At 43.0% G+C, this 24,324-nt stretch carries 19 protein-coding genes; 9 read left to right on the top strand and 10 right to left on the bottom strand.

What is annotated here, in order from left to right; genetic code table 11:
- Position 1 precedes the first annotated feature (1 nt).
- From dusB to rsmD, 7 genes are all read right to left on the bottom strand, one after another.
- Entirely contained in the window at positions 2-973 is a 972-nt protein-coding gene (gene dusB / locus PASHI_RS16965) for a tRNA dihydrouridine synthase DusB (protein ID WP_054560983.1), read from the bottom strand.
- A gap of 271 nt (positions 974-1,244) precedes the next feature.
- A complete protein-coding gene (gene prmA / locus PASHI_RS16960; RefSeq protein ID WP_055020740.1) occupies positions 1,245-2,126 on the bottom strand; it encodes a 50S ribosomal protein L11 methyltransferase in 882 nt (293 codons plus the stop codon).
- A 64-nt stretch (positions 2,127-2,190) separates the two neighbouring features.
- Positions 2,191-4,050: an RNA polymerase sigma factor RpoD gene (gene rpoD / locus PASHI_RS16955; protein WP_062566445.1), complete on the bottom strand. Its 1,860-nt coding sequence runs from the start codon at positions 4,048-4,050 to the stop codon at positions 2,191-2,193.
- Positions 4,051-4,173: 123 nt separating this feature from the next.
- Positions 4,174-5,925, bottom strand: coding sequence for a DNA primase (gene dnaG, locus PASHI_RS16950; RefSeq protein ID WP_062566444.1), 1,752 nt, complete (start codon positions 5,923-5,925; stop codon positions 4,174-4,176).
- A 136-nt stretch (positions 5,926-6,061) separates the two neighbouring features.
- Complete coding sequence (locus PASHI_RS16945) at positions 6,062-6,508, bottom strand: GatB/YqeY domain-containing protein (protein WP_054551044.1); 447 nt, start codon at positions 6,506-6,508, stop codon at positions 6,062-6,064.
- A gap of 21 nt (positions 6,509-6,529) precedes the next feature.
- Positions 6,530-6,745 (bottom strand): 30S ribosomal protein S21, encoded by a 216-nt coding sequence (gene rpsU, locus PASHI_RS16940; protein WP_002957797.1) that lies wholly within the window; start codon positions 6,743-6,745, stop codon positions 6,530-6,532.
- Between the two features lie 145 nt (positions 6,746-6,890).
- A complete protein-coding gene (rsmD, locus tag PASHI_RS16935) occupies positions 6,891-7,508 on the bottom strand; it encodes a 16S rRNA (guanine(966)-N(2))-methyltransferase RsmD (RefSeq protein ID WP_062566443.1) in 618 nt (205 codons plus the stop codon).
- Between the two features lie 209 nt (positions 7,509-7,717).
- Between rsmD and ftsY the strand changes: the two genes are divergently transcribed.
- The 5 genes from ftsY to glsB all read left to right on the top strand — a co-directional run bounded on the left by ftsY (position 7,718) and on the right by glsB (position 13,619).
- Complete coding sequence (ftsY, locus tag PASHI_RS16930) at positions 7,718-9,814, top strand: signal recognition particle-docking protein FtsY (RefSeq protein ID WP_082710969.1); 2,097 nt, start codon at positions 7,718-7,720, stop codon at positions 9,812-9,814.
- 53 nt (positions 9,815-9,867) lie between these two features.
- Positions 9,868-10,545, top strand: a complete 678-nt coding sequence (ftsE, locus tag PASHI_RS16925; RefSeq protein WP_054560978.1) for a cell division ATP-binding protein FtsE — start codon at positions 9,868-9,870, stop codon at positions 10,543-10,545.
- Positions 10,542-11,528 (top strand): permease-like cell division protein FtsX, encoded by a 987-nt coding sequence (ftsX, locus tag PASHI_RS16920; RefSeq protein ID WP_054551047.1) that lies wholly within the window; start codon positions 10,542-10,544, stop codon positions 11,526-11,528. The genes ftsE and ftsX overlap by 4 nt, the downstream gene beginning before the upstream one ends.
- A 225-nt stretch (positions 11,529-11,753) precedes the next feature.
- Positions 11,754-12,617 (top strand): RNA polymerase sigma factor RpoH, encoded by an 864-nt coding sequence (rpoH, locus tag PASHI_RS16915; protein ID WP_054551048.1) that lies wholly within the window; start codon positions 11,754-11,756, stop codon positions 12,615-12,617.
- An 81-nt stretch (positions 12,618-12,698) separates the two neighbouring features.
- A complete protein-coding gene (glsB, locus tag PASHI_RS16910) occupies positions 12,699-13,619 on the top strand; it encodes a glutaminase B (protein ID WP_054560977.1) in 921 nt (306 codons plus the stop codon).
- Between the two features lie 6 nt (positions 13,620-13,625).
- Here the strand turns inward: glsB and PASHI_RS16905 are convergent, their stop codons facing one another.
- Positions 13,626-14,930, bottom strand: a complete 1,305-nt coding sequence (locus tag PASHI_RS16905) for an inosine/guanosine kinase (protein WP_054560976.1) — start codon at positions 14,928-14,930, stop codon at positions 13,626-13,628.
- Between the two features lie 180 nt (positions 14,931-15,110).
- Between PASHI_RS16905 and tadA the strand changes: the two genes are divergently transcribed.
- Complete coding sequence (tadA, locus tag PASHI_RS16900) at positions 15,111-15,608, top strand: tRNA adenosine(34) deaminase TadA (protein ID WP_054560975.1); 498 nt, start codon at positions 15,111-15,113, stop codon at positions 15,606-15,608.
- On the opposite strand, the gene PASHI_RS22110 is transcribed toward tadA, so the two are convergent.
- Positions 15,609-15,779, bottom strand: coding sequence for a hypothetical protein (locus tag PASHI_RS22110; protein WP_165385080.1), 171 nt, complete (start codon positions 15,777-15,779; stop codon positions 15,609-15,611).
- Between the two features lie 94 nt (positions 15,780-15,873).
- Positions 15,874-17,343, bottom strand: coding sequence for a membrane-bound lytic murein transglycosylase MltF (mltF, locus tag PASHI_RS16895; protein WP_062566442.1), 1,470 nt, complete (start codon positions 17,341-17,343; stop codon positions 15,874-15,876).
- 311 nt (positions 17,344-17,654) lie between these two features.
- Here mltF and purL point away from each other — a divergent pair, with 311 nt between their 5' ends.
- The 3 genes from purL to PASHI_RS16880 all read left to right on the top strand — a co-directional run bounded on the left by purL (position 17,655) and on the right by PASHI_RS16880 (position 24,317).
- Positions 17,655-21,539: a phosphoribosylformylglycinamidine synthase gene (gene purL / locus PASHI_RS16890; RefSeq protein WP_062566441.1), complete on the top strand. Its 3,885-nt coding sequence runs from the start codon at positions 17,655-17,657 to the stop codon at positions 21,537-21,539.
- A gap of 134 nt (positions 21,540-21,673) precedes the next feature.
- Complete coding sequence (locus PASHI_RS16885) at positions 21,674-24,142, top strand: intermembrane phospholipid transport protein YdbH family protein (protein ID WP_062566440.1); 2,469 nt, start codon at positions 21,674-21,676, stop codon at positions 24,140-24,142.
- Positions 24,135-24,317: a YnbE family lipoprotein gene (locus PASHI_RS16880; protein WP_054551055.1), complete on the top strand. Its 183-nt coding sequence runs from the start codon at positions 24,135-24,137 to the stop codon at positions 24,315-24,317. The genes PASHI_RS16885 and PASHI_RS16880 overlap by 8 nt, the downstream gene beginning before the upstream one ends.
- Positions 24,318-24,324: the final 7 nt, after the last annotated feature.

Genomic DNA, 24,324 nt, shown 5'->3' with positions numbered 1-24,324 from the left:
CTTAGTTAGCTGCTAGTGTTTTAAAGTATTCTTCTAATGCGTCGACTTGTGCCTGTGGGTTATCTAACGCATTAAATACTCGCCTAAACTGACCGTCACTGTCATGGGTTTGCAAATACCAAGATACATGCTTTCGAGCGATACGCGCTCCCATTGGCTCCCCGTAAAACTGATGAAGATTGTCTAAATGCTCCATCAAAATGCTGCGCACTTCTGAAATTTCAGGTGCTGGCAAATGTTCTCCAGTTCGCAAATAGTGGTCTATCTCCCTAAAAATCCAAGGGCGACCTTGGGCGGCTCGACCAATCATAATGGCATCTGCACCCGTATAATCCAAAACCTGCTTTGCTTTTTCTGGTGAAGTAATATCACCATTGGCAACGACAGGGATAGACACTGAACGTTTAATATCCCTAATTGTGGCGTACTCTGCTTCACCTTTATACATACATGCGCGCGTTCGCCCGTGTACTGCCAGTGAGGCAATGCCATAACGTTCAGCTATTCTCGCAATCTCGACACCATTACGGTTATCCTGATCCCATCCGGTACGGATTTTTAAAGTGACAGGGACATCGACAGCATTAACAACGGCATCGAGTATCTCTTGTACTAATTCAGGAAACTGTAATAAGGCAGAGCCTGCGAGTTTCTTATTCACTTTTTTAGCTGGGCACCCCATATTGATATCTATGATCTGTGCACCATTGCTGACATTGAATTGTGCTGCCTGTGCCATAAGCTCAGGATCGGCTCCGGCGATTTGCACCGAACGAATTCCCGACTCACCGCTGTGATCCATACGGTTCATCGATTTTTCAGTTTTCCATACTTTCGGGTTTGACGAGAGCATTTCAGAAACAGCAAGGCCCGCACCTAAGCGACGGCAAAGTTGTCTAAATGGTCTGTCTGTAATGCCTGCCATTGGCGCGACAATTACATTGTTCTCAAGTTGGTATGAACCGATACGCACTGTTATTCAATTGGCCTCTTTTCAAGGGGCGCTAAGTTTACGGCTTTTTTTACAAAAATCAAAGGCTATAAATTGAACAAAAGTGACTTTTTTTTGCCCTTTTCGTATTGACTTTTGATAACAGTTTGACGGGTAGGTTGATTTGTTTGATATTTGAACAGAAAAATTTTTTACTCACAAAAAAGTGAGAAACTACTAACTGTAAAAATAAGGTAAAGCCTGTTAAATACTGGCTTTACCTATTATGTTTGAGTAAATACTCTAGTGCTATTTAGGCTTTCTTGATGCCGCTGACTCGGGTCCATTCACCCTCAACAGCCACGTCATCAAGTGCTAAAAACGGGGCGTAAACATCGGCTACAGACTGAGCTTGTTCTTCTAAAATACCTGACATAGCAATTTTACCATTCGGTTTTAAAAGACCTAAAATCACTTCATGTAGTTCGCGAAGTGGTTGAGCTAAGATGTTTGCAACCACAATATCGGCTGTAAATTCTGGCTGATCTTCAGGTAAATACACTTCAAGTTTATCTGCAACGCCATTACGTTTTGCATTATCGCGGCTTGCTTCAAGGGCTTGAGGATCTATATCGATACCGATCATACGTTCAGCGCCGAGTTTGATCGCCGCAATTCCTAAAATACCTGAGCCACAACCAAAGTCGACCACGGTTTTACCTGTTAAATCTTGGCTTTCTAGCCATTTTAAACAAAGCGCAGTCGTTGCATGGGTGCCTGTACCAAAAGCAAGGCCAGGGTCGAGCAATACATTAACCGCATCAGGATCTGGAATATCGCGCCAGCTTGGGCAGATCCATAAGCGCTCACCGAATTGAATAGGGTGGAAGTTATCCATCCACTCACGCTCCCAATCTTTATCTTCAAGCTGTTCAATTTTATAAACGAGCTTATCGGCGAGTGTTGCTTCAGCATTTAATGTTGCTACTACGCTGTCCATATCATGGTTAGCGTCATACAGGCCAATCACAGTGGTATCAGCCCATAACTGCACAGTACCAAGTTTTGGCTCATAAATAGGGGTATCTTTGGCATCAACATAGGTGACTGACGCACTGCCAGTGTCCATGAGTAAGTCGCTGATTAATTCTGCGTTGTCTGCATTTGCGTTGATGCGAATTTGGATCCAAGCCATGAATATCTCTCGAATAGAAAAAAGGCCGCAACAGCGGCCTTTTAGTTAATAACGCGATACTAAATTACTTAGCATCTAAGAAGCTTTTTAGTAAGTCAGAGCGAGAAGGGTGACGTAATTTACGTAACGCTTTCGCTTCGATTTGACGAATACGCTCACGTGTTACGTCAAATTGTTTACCTACTTCTTCTAATGTATGGTCAGTGTTCATGTCGATACCGAAACGCATACGTAGTACTTTAGCTTCACGTGCTGTTAAGCCCGCTAGTACATCGTTTGTTGCGCCACGTAGTGATTCCATGGTTGCAGAATCAATAGGTGAGTCGATAGTGGTATCTTCAATGAAGTCACCTAAGTGCGAATCTTCATCATCACCGATTGGTGTTTCCATTGAAATTGGCTCTTTAGCGATTTTAAGTACCTTACGGATCTTGTCTTCAGGCATTAACATACGCTCAGCTAATTCTTCTGGGCTCGGCTCACGACCCATCTCTTGTAGCATTTGACGAGAGATACGGTTTAATTTGTTGATCGTCTCAATCATGTGCACAGGAATACGGATGGTACGTGCTTGGTCAGCAATCGAACGTGTGATTGCTTGACGGATCCACCATGTTGCATAAGTTGAGAACTTATAACCACGGCGGTATTCGAACTTATCAACCGCTTTCATTAGACCAATATTACCTTCTTGGATAAGGTCTAAGAACTGTAAACCACGGTTGGTGTACTTTTTCGCAATTGAAATTACAAGACGTAAGTTCGCTTCAACCATTTCTTTCTTCGCACGGCGGGCTTTCGCTTCACCAATACTCATACGACGGTTGATATCTTTAATTCGTTCGATGCTAAGACCTGTGCTTTCTTCAATTGCACTTAGTTTGCTGATGCAACGAATTATTTCTGGTTTAACTGATTCAAGTGCTACTGAGTATTTCTCGTTTGCAGCAATCTCAAGGTCAATCCAGCTTGTGTCTGTTTCGTTATTTGCAAAGTGCTTGATGAAGTTCTTTTTCGGTAACTTAGCAATTTGTACAGCTTGCTTCATGATGATACGTTCTTGTACACGAACGCGGTCCATCATTTCACGCATGTTGTTAACCATGCGGTCAAACTGTTTTGGCACTAATTTAAATGTTTTAAATAGTTCGCCGATTTCTGCAATAGCTTCAAGTGAATCAGGGTGTGAGCGACCTTTTTCTTCGAACGTTTCGCGTGCTTTGTTATAAAGCTCACGTAAGTTTTCGAAGTGAATACGGGCTTCTTCAGGATCTGGACCTGTGTCGCCATCGCTATCATCATCGCTATCATCATCACTATCTTCGTCATCATCGTCTTCGTCGTCTTCTTCGTCGAGTTGCTCTTCGTTTAACTCAGAACCGATGTGTGTTGCAGAAATTTGTGATTCGTCTTCATTATTAGGATCAAAGAAGCCAGAGATAATATCGCTTAAGCGCATTTCTTCAGCTTCGAATTTGTCCCATTGCTCTAGTAGATAAGTAATTGCTTCAGGGTATTCAGCAACTGAAATCTGTACTTGGTTAATACCTTCCTCAATACGCTTAGCGATTACGATTTCGCCTTCACGCGTAAGAAGTTCAACAGTACCCATTTCACGCATATACATACGTACAGGGTCAGTTGTTCGACCGATCTCTTTTTCTACAGTCGCAAGTGCAGCTGCCGCGGCTTCTGCTGCGTCTTCGTCTGTCGTTGTTTCTTGCATCATTAATTCATCGGCATCAGGTGCGTTTTCGCTTACCTTGATACCCATATCATTAATCATGCTAATGATATCTTCTACCTGATCTGAGTCGATAATGTCTTGTGGAAGGTGATCATTAACTTCTGCAAAAGTTAAATAACCTTGCTCTTTACCTTTTTGAATCAGAAGCTTTAATTGTGACTGAGGAGTTGGATCCATAGAGATTTATTCTTCCACTCTGAAAGTTGATACAACAGGCGCCAGCTCGCTTACTAATTAAGCGACACGAAAACTAACTAGACGCAGTGAATAGCACAGTATAACAGCATTATTCAATTCTGACTAGCTGTTGCTGCCTTTTAACGCTTGCGTCAGTAAGTGGCATTCTAGCCTTTCTTCGCTGCTTAAGCCTTGGGTCTTGTCTTTTATTAATAGGGTCTCTAGTCGATAATTTAAACACTGGTCTTCAATAAATTTAAAAGTATTTTTAAAAACCGTCTCTAAACGATCGTCATTTATTTGGTGCTGCCAAGTTGCTAGTTTCACTAGCGCGTCATATTCAGCGCCATCCCTAAATGACTCTAAAATTTGTGCCGTCGTGATACCTTCACGTTCTAGTGCTAAGTGCTGAATGCGTAAAAATAGCTCAATACCGGCTATTTTCATCTCAGCTAACTCTGGCATATAAGCAATGCTGGTCGCCAAATTTGGGTGTTGTAATAAAATACCAATCGCTTGGCGCATCGGCGTTATTTTAAATTTACGCTCAATCGCATGCTGTTGCTTTGGCGACTTAACGCGATTATTTAATTGCTCTCTTGTTCGACCAATTAAGCGGCCAAGATGTTCCAAAATATTTTCTTGGTAAAAATCACTAGGGATTTTTTCAATTAGTGGCAGGGCATCACTAAGGAGCTTTGCTTTACCTGCGTCTTGAGTAAGGTCTATCTCTTGGCTGAGTTTATTAAACAGCACCTTAGTAAAATCATCCGCTTCGCTTAACCTTGCTTCGAAAGCGTCTTTACCTTCTTGTTGTACCAGTGAATCAGGGTCTTCACCATCTGGTAAAAACACAAACTTTAACGACTTACCATCACCAAGATAAGGCAGTGCATTTTCTAGTGCACGCCAAGCAGCATCGCGGCCAGCACGGTCACCGTCGTAGCAGCAAATCACTTTATCTGTGGTTCTAAATAAAGTGTGCATATGTTCTGCGGTCGTTGCTGTGCCAAGGGCGGCAACGGCATATTCGATGCCTTGCTCAGCTAAAGCAACAACATCCATATAACCTTCAACAATTAAAATATGTTCAAGTTTTTTATGTGCTTGCTTGGCTTCGTATAAACCATATAGCTCAAAGCCTTTATGGAAAATACGGGTTTCTGGTGAGTTAAGGTATTTAGGACCTTGATCCGCTTGCATAACACGGCCACCAAAGGCAATCACCCGACCGCGTTTATCGCGAATAGGGAACATGAGTCGATCACGGAAGAAGTCAAATTGGCGACCAGGCGACTTTTCAGAGGCTAGTTTTAGTTCTACAAGCTGCTCTTTTTGTTCTTTGTTGCGGCCAAGTTGCTGGCATAGCGCTTCCCATTCACTTGGCGCATAACCAATCATGAACTTTTTCGCTGTTTCACCACTTAAACCACGGCCCTTGATATAGTCGATAACCGTTTTTGAGTTGGCATGATGCTTTAACTGATGCTGATAAAAGCGAGCAGCATGTAACATTAAATCGTAATCGGAGCGCTTTTGTTCTGCGGTGCGTTGTGGGCCTGAACTTGTGCCTTGTTCGCGAGGTACGTCTAAATTGAGCATACTCGCTAATTCTTCAATGGCGTCAACGAACTCTAATTTGTCGTATTCCATGACAAACGAAATTGCATTGCCATTGGCACCACAACCAAAGCAGTGGTAAAACTGTTTATCTTGAGAAACGGTAAATGAAGGTGATTTTTCGTTATGGAATGGGCAACAGGCTTGGTAGTCTTTACCTGCTTTTTTAAGGCCAACTCTCGAATCAATTAACTCAACAATATCTGTGCGAGCAAGTAAATCATCAATAAACTGTCGAGGGATCTTTCCGGCCATAGCTGTTGTATTTTCCTGCGCTATCTATGCGTTGTAAAATAAGATTTGAACACAATTACTGTGTTTATGAAAGACTAAAAGCAAGAAACCGAGCACTAGGCTCGGTTTGCTTGAATCATACATCTGTATGTGGGGGTTAGGCAGTTAATCGTTGCTTGATTAAGCCAGAAATCTTACCTAAATCGGCACGACCTTCAGCTTTGCTTTTGATAACTCCCATTACCTTACCCATGTCTTGCATACCCGCTGCGTTTGTATCAGCTATAGCCGAGTCAATAAGAGCAATGATTTCTTCTTCACTCAATTGTTGAGGTAAGAATTCTTCAAGTGCTTTAATCTCACTGGCTTCAATTTCAGCTAAATCTTCACGACCCGCATCAATGTACTGGGTGTAAGAATCGCGACGTTGCTTAACAAGCTTTACTAAAACAGCGGTAATACCGTCGTCGTCAAGCGTAATTTGCTCGTCAATTTCACGTTGCTTGATTGCAGCAAGTACCATGCGGATAGGTTTAAGACGTTCTTTGTCTTTTGCCTTCATCGCATCTTTTTGCGCATCTTTTAGCGTTAATAAAAGGCTCATTTATACAAGACCAAATACTGATTAGTATAATTTAACGCGACGTGCGTTATCGCGAGAAAGCTTCTTCATGTGACGCTTTACTGCAGCAGCTTTTTTACGCTTACGCTCAGCTGTTGGTTTTTCATAGTGCTCGCGACGACGAACTTCTGAAAGGATACCTGCTTTTTCACATGAACGCTTGAAGCGACGAAGTGCTACGTCAAACGGTTCGTTCTCTCTTACTTTAATTACTGGCATTAAAAATTCACCTACCTAAATAATGAGCGTTGCTCAAGTTGATCGAATAACGACCAAGTGGTTCAAAAATGGTGCGGTATTGTAATCCGAAGCAACACCACATGTAAAGAATAATATTAACAGAAACTAGGTTTGCAAAACAGAGTTAATTTGTCTCGCGTTGATATAGCCGACAAATCACTTGTCCGGCAGCTTTTTCTTTTAAAAGCATCCAGTTATCTGGAGTATCTAGGTCGCTTAGTTCGCTTTCGACCTCAACATATATAAGTGCTTGAGCAGATAGCCAGTTATTTTTTTCGAGTAAAAAACAACTTTTTTCAGCTAAGTTTTGTCGAAATGGTGGGTCAACAAAAATTAGATCAAATTGCTCGTTTTGCGTGTTTTGTTCTAATAATGAAAGGCTATTGCCTTGTTTTACGGCTGCATTATCCAATTTAAGGGTGCTAATGTTTTCTTTTAGTTGGCTAGCGGCGCCTTTATCTAGTTCGAAAAACACAGCATGATCAGCAAAGCGCGATAACGCCTCAAAACCTAAACCGCCGGAACCGGCAAAGCAATCGAGTACCGCTGCGCCTCGGGTATCTTGCATTAGCCAGTTAAATACAGTTTCTTTTATTCGGTCTGTGGTTGGGCGCAAGCCTTGCACATCTTTTACGGGTAATTTTCTACCGCGAAATTGCCCACTTATAATACGAATAAAACCATTTGCTGATTTATTGTTCGCTGCTTTAGCTTGGCGGTTAGCTGTTGATTTTTTTCTCATTTAACTCACTAATCATTGGTAACTGACCACTAGCTCAGATAATATTGTATGCAATAGCTAGCGCGTCATTTTTCTACTGCGCTAAAAGTGATAGTATTGCGACCTTAGCGATAGATGGTACCTGTTTATGTTTGGCTTAAAAGCTGAACTGTCACCAAACTATTATTCATGTAAGTTTATCAGATTTTTATAAGTGGTTATTAGCAAGTATGGCAAAAAAAAGTAAATTCCTGTCTTGGTTTGGTTTTGGCAAATCAGATAAGCAACAAGCAGAGCAAGCAGCAAAAGAGGCTGATAACCAGAAGCAAATAGAAGAACAACAGCGAATTGAAGCCGAAAAAGCAGAAGCGGAGCGTTTAGAGCAAGAGCGCATTGCGGCAGAAAACGCAGAGGCTGAGCGTCTAGAGCAAGAGCGTATCGCTGCTGAAAAAACAGAAGCGGAGCGTTTAGAGCAAGAGCGCATTGCGGCAGAAAACGCAGAGGCTGAGCGTCTAGAGCAAGAGCGTATCGCTGCAGAAAAGGCAGAGGCGGAGCGTCTAGAGCAAGAACGCATTGCGGCAGAAAAAGCAGAAGCTGAGCGTTTAGAGCAAGAACGCATTGCGGCAGAACAAGCAGAAGCTGAACGTTTAGCTCAAGAGCAGCAAGCGGCAGAACAACAACGTCAAGAACAACAAGCTCGTCTTGCTGAGCAAGAAGCAGCAATGAAATTAGAGCAAGAGCGTGCTGCAGCAGAACAGGCGCAGCGTGAAGCCGAGCAAGTTGCTGCGCAGAAGGCCGAGGCAGAACGTCTAGAGCAAGAACGTATTGCGGCAGAAAAGGCAGAAGCGGAGCGTTTAGAACAAGAACGCATTGCTGCAGAGAAGGCAGAAGCTGCTCGCTTGGAGCAAGAACGTATCGCTGCTGAACAAGCAGAGGCTGAACGTCTAGAGCAAGAACGCATTGCTGCAGAAAAGGCAGAGGCGGATCGTTTAGAACAAGAACGCATTGCTGCAGAAAAAGCAGAAGCGGATCGTCTAGAGCAAGAACGTATTGCTGCAGAGAAGGCAGAGGCGGATCGTTTAGAGCAAGAACGCATTGCTGCAGAAAAGGCAGAATCGGAACGTTTAGAACAAGAACGCATTGCTGCAGAAAAAGCAGAAGCGGATCGTCTAGAGCAAGAACGTATTGCTGCAGAGAAGGCAGAGGCGGATCGTTTAGAGCAAGAACGCATTGCTGCAGAAAAGGCGGAAGCAGCTCGCTTAGAGCAAGAACGCATTGCTGCAGAAAAGGCAGAAGCGGAGCGTTTAGAGCAAGAACGCATTGCTGAAGAACAAGCAGAAGCTGAGCGTGTAGAGCAAGAGAAAGCTGCTCAAGCCGCTGCTGAAAAACCAAAGAAAGAAGGTTTCTTCGCACGCCTTAAAAAAGGTCTATTAAAAACTCGCGTTAATATTGGTTCAGGCTTTGCGTCTATTTTTAGTGGTAAGAAAATTGACGATGAGTTATTTGAAGAACTAGAAACACAATTACTAACAGCCGATTTAGGTGTTGATACAACAATGAAGTTGATTGATAACCTAACCGATGCCGCTGATCGTAAGCAATTAAAAGATGGTGATGCTTTATATGAGTTAATGAAGCAAGAAATGGCTAGTATGCTTAAAACCGCCGAGCAGCCGCTGGTTGTAAGTGGTGATAAAAAGCCATTTGTTATCTTAATGGTGGGTGTAAATGGTGTAGGTAAAACCACCACGATTGGTAAATTAGCTAAGCAGTTCCAAAACGAAGGTAAGTCAGTAATGCTTGCTGCGGGTGATACGTTCCGCGCTGCAGCGGTTGAGCAGTTACAAGTATGGGGTGAGCGTAATAGCATCCCAGTGATTGCTCAGCATACAGGTGCAGACAGTGCGTCAGTGGTATTTGATGCATTTCAGGCTGCAAAGGCTCGTAATGTTGATGTGTTAATCGCCGATACAGCAGGTCGCTTGCAAAATAAAGATAACCTAATGCAAGAGCTTGAAAAAATTGCCCGTGTAATGAAGAAAATTGACCCAGATGCGCCACATGAAGTTATGCTAACTATTGATGCAGGTACAGGTCAAAACGCAATTAGCCAAGTTAAATTATTTAATGAGTGTGTTGGTTTAACGGGCATTACTTTATCTAAACTAGATGGTACCGCCAAAGGTGGTGTGATTTTCGCCGTTGCAGATAAATTTAATATCCCAATTCGTTACATTGGTGTTGGTGAAGGTATTGATGATTTACGTACCTTTAATAGTAGTGACTTTATTGATGCACTATTTAGCCAAGACGAGGATGACGCATAATTAACTAAAGGGAGCTTGCTCCCTTTTTCGCTGCAAGATGATTGATAACTAAAATGATAAATTTTCAGCAAGTCAGTAAAACATATCCAGGTGGCCATCGTGCCCTTGAAAAAGTCAGCTTTCATATTAAGCCTGGCGAACTGGCCTTTTTAACCGGGCACAGTGGGGCAGGTAAAAGTACACTATTGAAGCTTATCAGCTTGATGGAGCGTCCATCAGCCGGGCAGGTGCTTATTAATGGTGTTGATTTAAATGCTGTTAAATCACGCCAGATCCCTTATGTGCGCCGCGATATTGGTATCATCTTTCAGAATCACCGCTTACTAGAACGTTACTCAGTGTTTGATAATGTTGCCTTACCTTTAATCATTGAAGGTACGCACCATAAGCAAATAGCTAAACGTGTTCACGGTGCGCTTGATAAAGTAGGGTTACTTGATAAAGCTAAGTGTAATCCAGCAACCTTATCAGGTGGTGAGCAGCAGCGTGTAGGTATTGCTCGCGCTATTGTCAATTCACCGCCAATCCTATTAGCCGATGAGCCAACTGGTAACTTAGACCCTGAACTTTCGATGGACATTTTACGTTTATTCGAAGACTTTAATAATCATGGTACAACCGTGCTGATTGCAACCCATGATATTGGTTTAATTGCGCGTATGCGTTATCGCAGCCTAACACTGAAAGATGGCCGTATGATTGACGATCCGTTAGCTGAGGGGGCACTATGAGTTTATTGTTTAAAAGCCGCAACAGCCAAAACGAACGTCAGAAGAAGTCATTTTTAGCAGCGCCTTATTTCTTCTTTATTAATCTTATTCGCCAAGGTGTGCACAGCCTCGGTGAAATGTGGCGAACGCCTTTAGCCTCATTGATGACCATTGCGGTATTGGGATTAAGCTTAACACTGCCAGCGACGCTTTATTTAGTGGTTAAAAATGTCTCGCAAGTGAGCAGTGGCTTTGAAGATGCCGCAGAGATCTCGTTGTTCGTAAAAGAAACTATGAGCGAACAGCAAACGCAAACCTTGGTTAAGCGTTTAGCACTCTACCCTGAAGTAGATAAAGTGGAGTTTATATCAAAAGGCGATGCCCTCACTGAATTTAAACAAGTATCAGGATTTGGGCAAGCACTTGAATATTTAGATGCGAACCCGTTACCTGATGTTGTTATTGTTACGCCGACAGCACGATACCGTCAGCCAAATACGGCAAAACAATTACTGCAAAAACTTGAAGGCGAAAGAGAAGTTGATTTTGGTAAACTCGATATTGCTTGGCTTGAGCGATTAAATGCACTTTTAAGTTTATTAAAAGAAAGCGTGATCACCATTGCTCTACTATTATTAACCTCCGTCACCCTGATCATTGGTAATACTATCCGCTTATCAATCATGGATAAGAAAGACGAAATTCAAGTTATGAAGTTAGTTGGGGCGACAAACACCTTTATTCATGCGCCATTTTTATGGACAGGGATTTGGTACGGTATTATTGGCGGTTTGTTCTCTTTTATTTGTGTTGCGTTAATGATGTGGTGGCTTGGTGCTGCTGTAAGTGATGTTGCGGGTGTTTATGAAACCAGCTTTGACTTGATTGGTTTAACACTCACAGAGTTTGGCATTTTAGTCGCTCTTGCAACAGGCTTAGGATTTGTTGGTTCATACTTATCAGTTAACCGCTACATAAAAGAAATTGAACCCGATAAAGTGTAACAATTCATTGTTACACTGCTCTTTTAGCGATAAATAGTAGTCGCTGTTAATTTATCAAAATATCACTCCAAGCTAGAATTCATCGCTTATTCAGCGTGTTAGCGTAGACTAAAAATAGATGCAAAAACCACTTGATTTGAACTTTAAAAAAGTTTTTAATTGAAGTTAGCACTCTCGCTTAAAGAGTGCTAAGATGGTTTCAAATGTTTATCACTGAGGTGAAAAATGAGTAAAGATTTATACGCAATGGCACTTACTGCAGGTCAACAGAGCGCAAGTATGGACGGCTACCTTCAAGCGGTTAGCACTATTCCTATGCTTGATGCAGAGAAAGAAAAGCAGTTGGCGACACGTCTTCAGGAAGAAGGTGATCTTGAAGCTGCGAAGCAACTCATTATGTCGCATCTACGCTTTGTTGCTCATATTGCGAAAAGCTATTCAGGTTATGGCTTACCGCAAGCTGATTTAATTCAGGAAGGTAACATCGGTCTGATGAAAGCGGTAAAACGTTTCGACCCAAGTGTAGGTGTTCGCTTAGTTTCATTCGCAGTACACTGGATCAAAGCTGAAATTCATGAATACGTACTGAAAAACTGGCGTATCGTGAAAGTTGCAACTACAAAAGCGCAACGTAAATTATTCTTCAACCTGCGTAAAAACAAAAAACGTTTAGGTTGGTTTAACCAAGCTGAGGTTAGCACAGTTGCTAATGAGCTAGGTGTAAGTGAAAAAGAAGTACGTGAGATGGAATCACGTATGAGTGGCCAAGATATGGGCTTTGACTTAACGGGCGACGACAATGACGACGCACCGACAAGCACATACTCGCCAGTACAGTATTTAACAGATGGCAGTGCTGACCTTGCTGATGATATCGAAGAGCAGCAATGGCAAGAACAGTCTCATGCACGTTTATTCAGCGCCTTAAAAACCCTTGATGAACGTTCTCAAGACATCGTAAGTGCACGTTGGTTAGCTGACGATAAAGCAACATTACAAGAGCTTGCTGAGAAATATAACGTTTCAGCAGAGCGTGTTCGTCAGCTAGAAAAAACAGCGATGAAAAAACTGCAATCAGCGATGAGCTAATAGCAATCGCTATAGCAAACCATCTTTAGTAGACTACAAAGCCTCGCAAATGCGGGGCTTTTTGTTTTAAAAGGACGCGGTATGTCACAGATTGATTATCAACATGTATTAGATGAAATCACAAAAGAAGTTCAACCATTACTGAGCCAAGGTAAGGTTGCTGATTATATTCCTGCGCTTGCAGAGGTTGAGCCAAACCAGTTTGCCATTGCTATTCATACAGTAGATGGGCAAACCTATTGCGCGGGTGATTGTAGTGCGCGTTTTACAATTCAATCTGTTTCGAAAGTAATGACCTTAACTTTAGCACTTCAGCGTTATGGTGATGAGCTGTGGCAACGAGTCGGTAAAGAGCCTTCAGGCACCGCTTTTAACTCACTTACACAGCTTGAGTTTGAACAGGGCATACCACGCAACCCATTTATTAATGCCGGCGCGATTGTCACCTGTGACGCGTTATATAGCCGTTTATCTGCGCCAATGCACTCTATGCTTGAGTCATTTCGTCAGTTATCAGGAAATGCTCAGGTTGTTATTGATAAGAAAGTGGCAAATTCTGAATATGAGTTTCGTCATCGCAACGCCGCGATGGGGCATCTAATGAAGTCATTCGGCAACTTTAATAATGAAGTTGATGATGTGTTATGGGCTTACTTTAACTTCTGTGCCATAGAGTTAAACTGCGTAGAATTAGCAAAAGCTTACAATTACTTAGCAAACCAAGGTAAAGATGCCAATGGCCAAGAAGTACTCAGTGCAAGGCAAAATAAGCAGTTAAACTCGTTACTGTTTACCAGTGGTTTATACGATGCTGCTGGGGATTTTGGCTACCGTGTTGGTATGCCGGGTAAGTCTGGGGTGTCGGGTACTATTTTAGCTGTATTACCAAATCAATTTACTGTGGCTGTGTGGGCGCCAAGACTTAACTCGTATGGTAACTCAGTAGCTGGGATAGCGGCTCTTGAGCGTTTATCCCAGAAACTGGATATTTCGATTTTTTAGTCGCGCTTACTGATCCCAGTAAACTTGCTCTAAACAATCTTCACGTTCAGGTAAGCCACGAGATAAACGTGGCGAGTGCTGAACAAGTACTTCATAACTTGCACGGTTAGCGTATTTACTAATTTGTGCAAGCGATGAGTAGGTCATAGCAGGCTGCTGATGCTTCGCTGAGTTTGCCACATTAAGTTTGTGGTAAACGTTTGCTGATAAGTCATGTAGTACCGCGGCCAGAGCACAATCGCCTGCGCCATTGGTATTTTTAATACTATCTGGGCCGCCCATAAACGGTGCTGTGTGGCTGTAAGCACGAATTGGGTTTTGGCAGTCGTCTTTACGCATTGCGCGCGAAAATTCATAACGGTTAAAGTCAGCAATCGCGCCTGGTAATAACGGGTATTCTGTTTCACGCTTGAATGAGTCGTCTACGTAACCGGCCATAAACAAGCCTTTTTCGCCAGCCGTGCAAATAACTAAATCAGTCCAATCTAGCGCTTTGTCGGCTGCCAGAAGCGGATCTTCAAAGCCAGTAATCGCAAGACCTTCCTCTTCGTTCATAGCAAGAATATCAACATGCTCTTTTACAAAGTCAGCCCACCAAGCAGGGTCTTGTTCAATTAGAAACTTAGTGCCAAGGGTTAAAACCACAGGGACACCTGCATCATTGGCATATTTCACTGCCTGCATGGTCGCTTCTGTCATGGTTTCATCACCTTGAGTACGCATTAGGTATGCGCTGATCACCAGTGCTGATGAATTCTCAATAAGTGCCTGATCGATTGATTCAGGGCGCAGGTGATTCATAAGCCCCGCGCTGATTGCGAAGGTACGCTCACCGGTCTCGTCAATTAAGGTAAAACAACGACCAATAGGGCCATCTACAGGCTGAAGGTAGTCAAGGTCAACGCGGCTAGAGGTGTTACATAAAAAACGGTATGCATAGCTGCCGATTTTGATATTTTCACTCATTACCCCTAACAGTACTGATCGGTCGTCAGCTAGGGTAGAGTAGTTGTGCATGGTGTTACCTACCGTACCACCGGCAAACTCATAATCGATCATATTGTCGAGTTTTAGTCTGTCGTATAGCGCGTTGGTAATATCGTTATCGATCACTTGCGACATGCCACGGCGCAATTGAAATTCATCTAGGAAAGCTTGATCAACTTTCGCTTCAATATCTACCACAATTTGGTCGATACCCGTAATATAACTACGTTGTAGTCGGTCGGTTGAGTTAAGTTGATTCGTCAGTGGATCTTTGGCTTCCACCGGAAAATAATGTTTATGCCTGCGGCGTCCAGGAAATTTCATTTGCTACCCGTGTTGTAAGCTAAATAAAAAAAGCGCGAGATTATAGCGCAATATGGGTCCATTGAGCCATGAAAAAGCCACTAAATTTTGCGTTAATTTTTAAGTGTAGCAGTATTTATTGCCGACATTTTTCACTAACTAGGTATAATTACTCACAGTTTTACAAGATTTGTGTGATATATGAGCGAACAATTTAGCGACCAATATTGGATGGAAAAAGCATTAAACTACGCTAATGAAGCGGCTGCTATTAATGAAATTCCGGTTGGTGCTGTGCTGGTAAAAGACAATCAACTGATCTCCTATGGTTATAACCGCTCAATTATCGATAACGACCCATCCGCTCATGCTGAAATGATGGCAATCCGCGAAGCAGGTAAAGTACTTAATAACTACCGATTAATCGATTGCACCTTGTATGTTACGTTAGAACCTTGTTCTATGTGCGCAGGTCTGTTGGTACATAGCCGTATTAAGCGATTGGTATTTGGTGCTAAAGATGCCAAAACGGGATCGGCAGGATCAATTATGAATCTGCTGCAAGAACCTAGGCTTAATCATCAAGTTGAAGTAACCGGTGATGTTATGAGTGAGCAGTGTGGGGCGGTAATTTCAGCGTTTTTTAAGCGTCGTAGAGAAGAGAAAAAGGCGGCAAAGCAGGCTGCTCGCAACGCCTAGTTATACAACCGGCGTTGCAGGAACTTGTGCTTCCATTAACTGCATCGCAAATAAGCGGCGACGCCAAATAACTTTTTTGTGTGTATTACGTAGCATGATACGACGGCGGGTCGCCGTTGAGTAAATAACATTACGCTTGAACTTATGTGTCGTGCGTCTTCTTTTTAACATGAGTGCTCCTTAAGTGAGAGTAAAGCATTATATTGATCTCTACAGGAAGATAATGATCATTTGATGACAAGTAAACAGATTTCGGTGCTTGAAGTTAGTTGTTTTCTAATTCTTGCTGCTCCGAGTTGGTTTGTTGCGTGTTGTCATTTGGCTTTGGTTCGCTCGCTTGCGCTTCAGGTTGAGCTTCTTCAGTGCTTTGTTCTTCTTCGCTTGGGTTAGCAATCGCATCATTTTCATCAAGCCAAACCAGTGCGTCGTAATAGCGACGGATATTATCAACGTACTTTACTGCAACATCGCCACGGGCATAACCATATTTGGTTTTTCGATAGTAACGCTTTTTAATTAAAAGCGGTAAGCGCTTTTTAACATCAGCCCACTTATCGGGGCTTGCACCTTCTTGCTCGGTAATAATACGTGCGTCGTTGACGTGTCCCCAGCCAACATTGTAAGAGGCTAAGGCAAACCAGGTTCTGTCGGGCTGCGGAATGCGTTCAGGGATCCAAGAAATCACTTTGGCAAGATACTGCGCACCGCCTTTAATATTTTGCTCAGGCTCTAGTCGATTTGTTACGCCGACCTGTTTTGCTGTTGCTTGGGTTAGCATCATTATGCCACGTACACCGGTTGGTGACTTAGCCCTTGGGTTCCACATTGATTCTTGATAACTCAAAGCTGCCAGTAATCGCCAGTCTATGTTACCTGCGTATTGCTCAAACCAAGGTTGGTATTTAGGTAAGGTGTCTTTTATTGCTTCGATATAAGCAAGGGTATTCACATAGTTAAACTGACGAACATGGCCGAAGTATTTTTCTTCTAACACATAAAGCTGGTTGCTTTTCTTAACGTCGCCAAAAAATGGCACCATCAAGGCATATAAAGAGTCGTCACCATCTTTTCTTAGTAACCAAGCGATAGGGTCGTTACGGGTAACCGAAAAGCCGATACTCAAATTTGGGTGATAGCGGCGAAACAGCGATAAGGTGTGTGAATCTGCTAGGGTGTAATCAATTTCACCGTCTATAACTGCTTGCAGAAGCTCTTCTTCATCCATATCTTCTGTTTCGTTCCAGCTAAGTTCAGGATGCAGTTGTTTTAATTGTTGTAGTGCTAACGAGTGGCTGCTTTTGGCTAAAACAGTGAGATTACCGGTTAAATCCTCAAACTCTCGAGGGCGAGTACGGCCTTGTTTGTAAACTAATTTTTGGCTAATTGTGCGATAGGTTGGGCCAAATCGATAATGCTCTGCCCGAATCGTATTATAGGTAAGACCTGAAGCTATAATATCTAAATCGCCACTTTCTAAGCGTGCAAACATATCGGATAGATTAAAAAAAGGCACCATCTCGAGCTCTACACCAACATAGTCAGCAAACTCTTGGGCAAGCTCATATTCAAAGCCTTGCACACCTTGTGGAGCCTGATAGTAGTTACTCGCGCCAGCTAATGTGCCTACTCTAATTTTGTTCTGTGCCTTGATATGAGCAAGTTGCGACGGTTGCTGTTGCATATCACACGCACATAACATGAGCACTAAACTAAAAATAGCGAGTAACTTTTGCATAGATTATAAATGCCCCTTAAACCATTACCTTAGTGTTATAACAAAACTTCTAAGCCACGTCACTTGGCGAATAGTTTTAGTTATCTATTTAAAAATTAATAACTATAACAAGGCAGCTGGTAGATAAGTCATACAGAACAAGTACCTGCAGAGAAATAAAGACGACTAAGATAGTTAATTGTTGCAACCATAAAAGCGGTTATGAAGATTATTTAAATAAAAGCGTAATTTTGAGTTAAATCTAGACGTTATTTGCACTATAATATGCGCCTAAAATATCGTTCAATCCCTAACCCCGGATGAAAATACCTATGTTGATCCTTCGTGGTGCACCAGCACTTTCCGATTTTAGAGTTCAGAAAATTTTAGCGCGTTGCCAACAGGCACAACTTCCAGTCACTGACGTTTATGCTGAGTTCATGCATTTTGCTGATCTTACAGCCGAGCTTTCAGCTGATGAGCAAACCAAGCTGGAAAAACTGCTTACTTATGGTCCAACAATTGCCGAGCATACCCCTGCTGGCACGTTAATTCTTGTAACGCCGCGTCCAGGTACTATCTCGCCTTGGGCATCAAAAGCAACTGACATCGCACATAACTGTGGCTTAAGCCAAGTTCACCGTGTTGAGCGTGGTATTGCATACTACGTAGAAGGTAATTTATCAGCTCAGCAAACAGCTGAAGTTGCAGCGTTATTACATGACCGTATGACTGAAGCAACGCACGCGGATATGGCTGATGCAGCTAAATTATTCCGTCATGATGAACCGCGTCCAATGTCATCAGTTGACATTTTAGGTGGTGGCCGTGAAGCGCTTGCTAAAGCAAACGTTGAGCAAGGTTTTGCGCTTGCAGATGACGAAATTGATTACTTGGTAGAAAACTTCCAAAAGTTAGGGCGTAACCCGAACGACATCGAATTATTCATGTTCGCGCAAGCAAACTCTGAGCATTGTCGTCACAAAATCTTTAACGCCGATTGGACAATTGATGGCATCGAACAGCCAAAATCATTGTTCAAAATGATCAAAAACACTTACGAGCAAAACCCTGAAAACGTGTTATCTGCATATAAAGATAACGCTGCGGTAATGAAGGGTTCTGTAGCGGGTCGTTTCTTCCCGAATAGTGAAGGCGAGTACGCATACCATCAAGAGAACATCGAAATCTTGATGAAAGTTGAAACGCACAACCACCCAACAGCGATTGCGCCATTCTCAGGTGCATCAACAGGTTCTGGTGGTGAAATTCGTGATGAAGGTGCAACAGGCCGCGGCTCTAAACCTAAAGCTGGTTTAGTTGGCTTCACTGTATCTAACCTACGTATTCCTGGCTACGAGCAGCCATGGGAAACAGACTTTGGTAAGCCTGGTCGTATCGTTAATGCACTTGATATCATGACTGAAGGTCCATTAGGTGGCGCGGCATTCAATAACGAATTTGGTCGTCCTAACTTACTTGGTTACTTCCGTACATACGAAGAGAAAGTATCAAGCCATAACGGTGAAGAAGTACGTGGTTACCACAAGCCAATCATGCTTGCAGGTGGTTTAGGTAACATTCGTTCTGAACATGTTCAAAAAGGTGAAATCCCTGTAGGTGCTAAGCTAATTGCACTAGGTGGTCCGGCAATGAACATCGGTCTTGGTGGTGGTGCTGCCTCTAGTATGACATCAGGTCAATCAAACGAAGACTTAGACTTTGCATCTGTTCAGCGTGAAAACCCAGAAATGGAACGCCGTTGTCAGGAAGTTATCGACAAATGTTGGCAGTTAGGTGATGCAAACCCAATCGCTTTCATCCACGATGTGGGTGCAGGTGGTCTTTCAAACGCATTCCCTGAGCTTGTAGACGACGGTGGTCGTGGTGGTAAATTCCAACTTCGTGATATTCCAAACGATGAGCCGGGTATGGCACCACACGAAATTTGGTGTAACGAATCTCAAGAGCGTTACGTATTAGCTGTTGCAGCAGAAGACTTCGCGCGCTTTGAAGCAATCTGTAAACGTGAGCGTGCAGAATACGCTGTTATTGGTGAAGCAACAGAAGAGCGTCACTTAACGGTTGAAGATAGCCACTTTGGTAACAACCCTGTTGATCTACCGCTTGATGTTTTACTTGGTAAAGCACCAAAAATGCACCGCGAAGTTGAGTCTAAAAAAGCACAATCACAACCATTAGACGTTGCAAACATTGATGCTGCAGATGCTGCACAACGTTTATTACGCCTACCAACGATTGCTGAAAAAACATTCTTAATCACCATTGGTGACCGCACGGTAACGGGTTTAGTTGCTCGTGACCAAATGGTAGGTCCTTGGCAGGTGCCAGTAGCAAACTGTGCGGTAACAGCCGCTGCGTTTGATACTTACCACGGTGAAGCAATGTCACTAGGTGAACGTACACCAGCTGCACTGTTAAACTATGGAGCTTCTGCTCGTTTAGCTGTGGCTGAGTCATTAACGAACATCGCGTGTGCTAACATCGGTGGCCTTGAAAATATCAAGCTATCTGCAAACTGGATGGCCGCAGCTGGTCACCCTGGCGAAGATGCAGGTCTTTACGAAGCTGTTAAAGCGGTAGGTGAAGAGCTTTGTCCAGCACTTGGTTTAACAATCCCTGTGGGTAAAGACTCAATGTCGATGAAAACTCAATGGGATGAAAACGGTGAGCAAAAATCGGTTACTGCGCCATTATCACTAATCATCACTGCCTTTGGTCGTGTTGAAGATGTGCGTAAAACAGTAACGCCACAGCTACGCACTGATAAAGGTGAGTCATCACTATTATTAGTTGATTTAGGTGCGGGTCAAAACCGTATGGGTGCATCAAGCCTTGCACAGGTTTATAAGCAATTAGGTGATGTAACACCTGATGTTGATAGCCCTGAGTTATTAAAAGGTTTCTATGAAGCAATGCAAGCGCTTGTTGCTGATAACAAGTTACTTGCCTACCATGACCGTTCAGACGGTGGTTTATTCACAACTGTTGCGGAAATGGCATTTGCTGGTCACACGGGTGTTACTGTTGACCTTGCAGGCCTTACAGGTTCAGACATCGAAGCACTTTATAATGAAGAGCTAGGTGCGGTTATCCAAGTGGCTAATGCTGATTTAGATGCAGTGAAAGCCGTTCTTGCTGATCACGGCTTAGCAGCTATCAGCCATGAAATTGGTGCATTAAACGCTGATGACCGTGTGGTATTCACTCGTGGTGATGATGTGGTACTTAACCACACGCGTACTGAGCTTCGCACTATTTGGGCAGAAACAACTTACCAAATGCAAGCACGTCGCGATAACCCAGAGTGTGCTAAGCAAGAATTTGACGCTAAGTTTGACGCAAAAGACCCAGGTCTAAACGTAAAACTAAGCTTTGACTTAAACGAAGACGTTGCTGCGCCTTACATTGCAACTGGTGCGAAGCCGAAAATGGCGATTCTACGTGAGCAAGGTGTTAACTCTCATTTAGAAATGGCTGCGGCATTTAACCGCGCTGGCTTTGCAGCGGTTGACGTACACATGAGCGACATCCTTGAAGGTCGTTTAACACTTGAGCAATTTAAAGGCTTAGTGGCATGTGGTGGTTTCTCTTACGGTGACGTATTAGGCGCAGGTGAAGGCTGGGCTAAGTCAATCTTATTTAATGAGATGGCGCGTGAGCAGTTCCAAAGCTTCTTCCACCGCGAAGATACATTCAGCCTAGGTGTGTGTAATGGCTGTCAAATGCTTTCAACATTGAAAGAATTGATCCCAGGCACTGAGCACTGGCCACGTTTTGTAACCAACAAGTCAGAGCGCTTTGAAGCTCGCTTTAGCCTTGTAGAAGTGCAAGAAAACCCATCAGTATTCTTTAACGGTATGGCTGGTTCTCGTATGCCTATCGCTGTTTCTCATGGTGAAGGTCATGCTGAATTCGCTAACAGCGATGCAGTTAAAGCTGCGCTTGAGTCAGGCACTGTGGCAGTGAAGTTTGTTGATAACTACGGTAACCCAACAACGCAATACCCAGCTAACCCGAACGGCTCGCCTGAAGGTATCACAGGTATTACCTCTACTGATGGTCGTGCCACGGTTATGATGCCGCACCCAGAGCGTGTATTCCGTACTGTTGCTAACTCATGGCACCCAGATGAGTGGCGTGAAGATAGCCCATGGATGCGTATGTTCCGCAACGCACGTAAAAACGTTGGCTAAAACTTAGCTATATACCTAGCTATACAAGCTAGGTTCATACAAACCGTTTAAACTAAAAAGGCTGCACTATTAAGTGCAGCCTTTTTGTTTATAATGGTGCTAGTAAGTGTAAGTTCAAAGGCAAGGAGAGTTTTTTGAGTTTTAAGCGGGTAAGCGTAGGGTTGCTAGGTATCGTGCTAAGCATGCTGCTGTTGGCGTATCTGTTCAGGCTACCACTGACATCGTGGTACTTAACGCCTATGCTTAGTAAAAATGGCGCTGAGCTTCACTGCATTGATTGGTCATTGACCAGCCAGCTTGATTTAAATATCGAGAAATTATGCTTAACTTATCAAGGGCAGCAAATAGAGTTAGCTGGTATCCTTGCTAACAAGCAACAGGTTAGGGTTTCTCGCGCTAATCTCATCGTTAGCGACCTTGCAAATAAAAAACAACCAGAATCAGCACAGACTGAATTTAAAAAGCTCGCTTTAGTATTACCAGAGCAAAGACCGCTAATAAGCATTGAGCAGCTTGATGTAGTCTCACCATTTACCGATAGCCCTGTTAGGTTGGCAATACAAGAAAAACGCTTAAACCATTTTACGATTTCACGTGATCTTAATGCAGATGTTGAAATATCTAATTATGAAATAAAAGCCAACATCACCCTTGATGAGCAAGTAGCTAGGCGGTTCATAACATTGCCACAAAGCAGCCATTTTGGCACTCAATCGCAGGTTAAGTTTGATGGTATTACGGTTGCAATTGAAAGCACCGTCAATGCAAGTTATCAGCATGCTCTAGCGCAATGCGACCTAGGTTTTACCACCGAAGGGCAACTGAGTGCGAAGTATCAATTAAACCAACAGCATTTATATGCGGATTTATCAGCGTTACAAAATCAACTTAGCGCAAACCAAGCATGTTTAAGCATCATCAAAGACCAACAGCATCAATCATTTGTTGAAGCGCAGTTACCGCTTACTTGGCAGTTACACATTGACAAACCAGTTAGTGTAGAAGCCGAGCAGCTATCAGTCCCAATCGTAAAACTGCTAGCAACTAAAGGGCAAAGTGAAGTGACAGTCAGTAATACTACCTTTTCTTTACAGGATCCGCTCGCATCACTTAATAGCCAAGTTAGCATTGATTTTAACAGTAAAGATATTGATGAGCTTAAGCTAAATGCGCATTTGCATGAAAGTGACGTTAGCGCTGATTTTCAACTGTCACTTGATTCACTCCCTGCATTTTTAGATTTTCAGGCTGACGGTGCTCTGGTTGAGGGTATTGGGGCTAAAGGAAAGCTAAATATCGATGAGTTATTTACTAGCCCTACAGCTAAACTGAATACCAATATCAGTGCTAAAAATGCGCTAATATCAGGTGCACAGTTAGCTGATTTTAGCAGCGCGATTGACGCTGAGTATAATGCCCAGCAGCACCTCGTTGTTAAAGCCAATAGCAAGGTTAAATCATTAAATTATGATGATATTAGCGCAGTAAAAATAAGTAATGAGCTAACCCTTAGTACAGACCTCAGTGTGGGGGAATTATTTGCTGATATTGATGCCAAAACCACTGTCGCTAAATTATCAACAGCAGAGCTTAGCTTAAATAAGTTGTCTGTCGTTACAAATGCCCTCCAAAGCCGCGCCCTGCAGGCAACGCATCATGTGTTTGCAGATGGCTTTGAAGCGCTTGTTAGCCATCATATGTCTAAGGTTGCGCACCCATTTGAATTGGTGATACCTGAGCAGGCAATAGCCAAGCTTAATCCGATAATTGCTCAGTTTGAGCCCCTTGCAACCATCACTGATGGGGTGGTTTCAGGGATTATTAAAGGTGATGTAAATCTTCAGCAAGCAGAAGGTAGTGTTCACATTAATAAACTCAGTGCGCTTTATAATGACTACCTAGCAAATGATTTTGCCGTGGATTTAGATGGGACGTTTAATTCAGGGCAGCTTAATATTGCAGCGACTAAATTTACACTCAATGAACTGCGCGCAGGTGCTGTGGTCAAAAATATGCAGGGTCAGTTGCAGGTAACGGCTAATCAGCCTTGCGCAGCTGATCTAACCGGTCAGGTTATGGGCGGCAAATTTGTGGTGAATAAATACTGCCCACTGAGTGACAACCAAACCGCGACCGTTAAGTTTGAAAATATTGATGCCAGCAAATTAGTCACCCTTGATGCCGAGTCTGGAATTAGTTTAAGCGGGCGCTTAGCGGGCACCTTACCTGTTGTTATAAGCAAACAGGGCATAGAGGTAAAGCAAGGGCAGCTAGTTAATCAAGGTGATGGTAAATTACTGATCACTAATAATGCGGGTTTTGAAGCTGTAAAAGCGCAGCAACAGGAGCTGAGTACAACGCTGAGTTTACTCGAGAATTTAGATATTAAAAAACTACGCAGCAGTGTTAACCTCAAACCTGATGGTTGGTTACATTTAGGTGTTAATTTAGAAGGTTATAATGAAGCGCAGCAGCAAGCAGTGAACTTTAATTATAACCATGAAGAGAATGTATTTACTTTACTTAGAGCGCTGCGTTTAAGTGATGAAATTACTCAAAAAGTTGAGAAAGAGTATGCAAAAAAAGGAAGCAATGATGGCTAAGTGGTTAGTAATGCTGACGGCAGTAGGCATGCTGAGTGCCTGTACTCACCGTGTTGAGGTGGCAGCAAAAGAGCCGATTACAATCAACTTAAATGTAAAAGTTGACCATGAGATCCGCGTAAAAGTGGATAAAGAACTTGATACCTTATTCAGTGATGACAGCGAATTATTCTAAGGAGCAC

Origin of the sequence: Pseudoalteromonas shioyasakiensis (genome assembly GCF_001550135.1) — a bacterium.
GTDB classification, from domain to species: domain Bacteria; phylum Pseudomonadota; class Gammaproteobacteria; order Enterobacterales; family Alteromonadaceae; genus Pseudoalteromonas; species Pseudoalteromonas shioyasakiensis.
The sequence above is the reverse complement of the archived record's forward strand: the minus strand, read 5'-3'. Positions and strand labels throughout refer to the sequence as shown.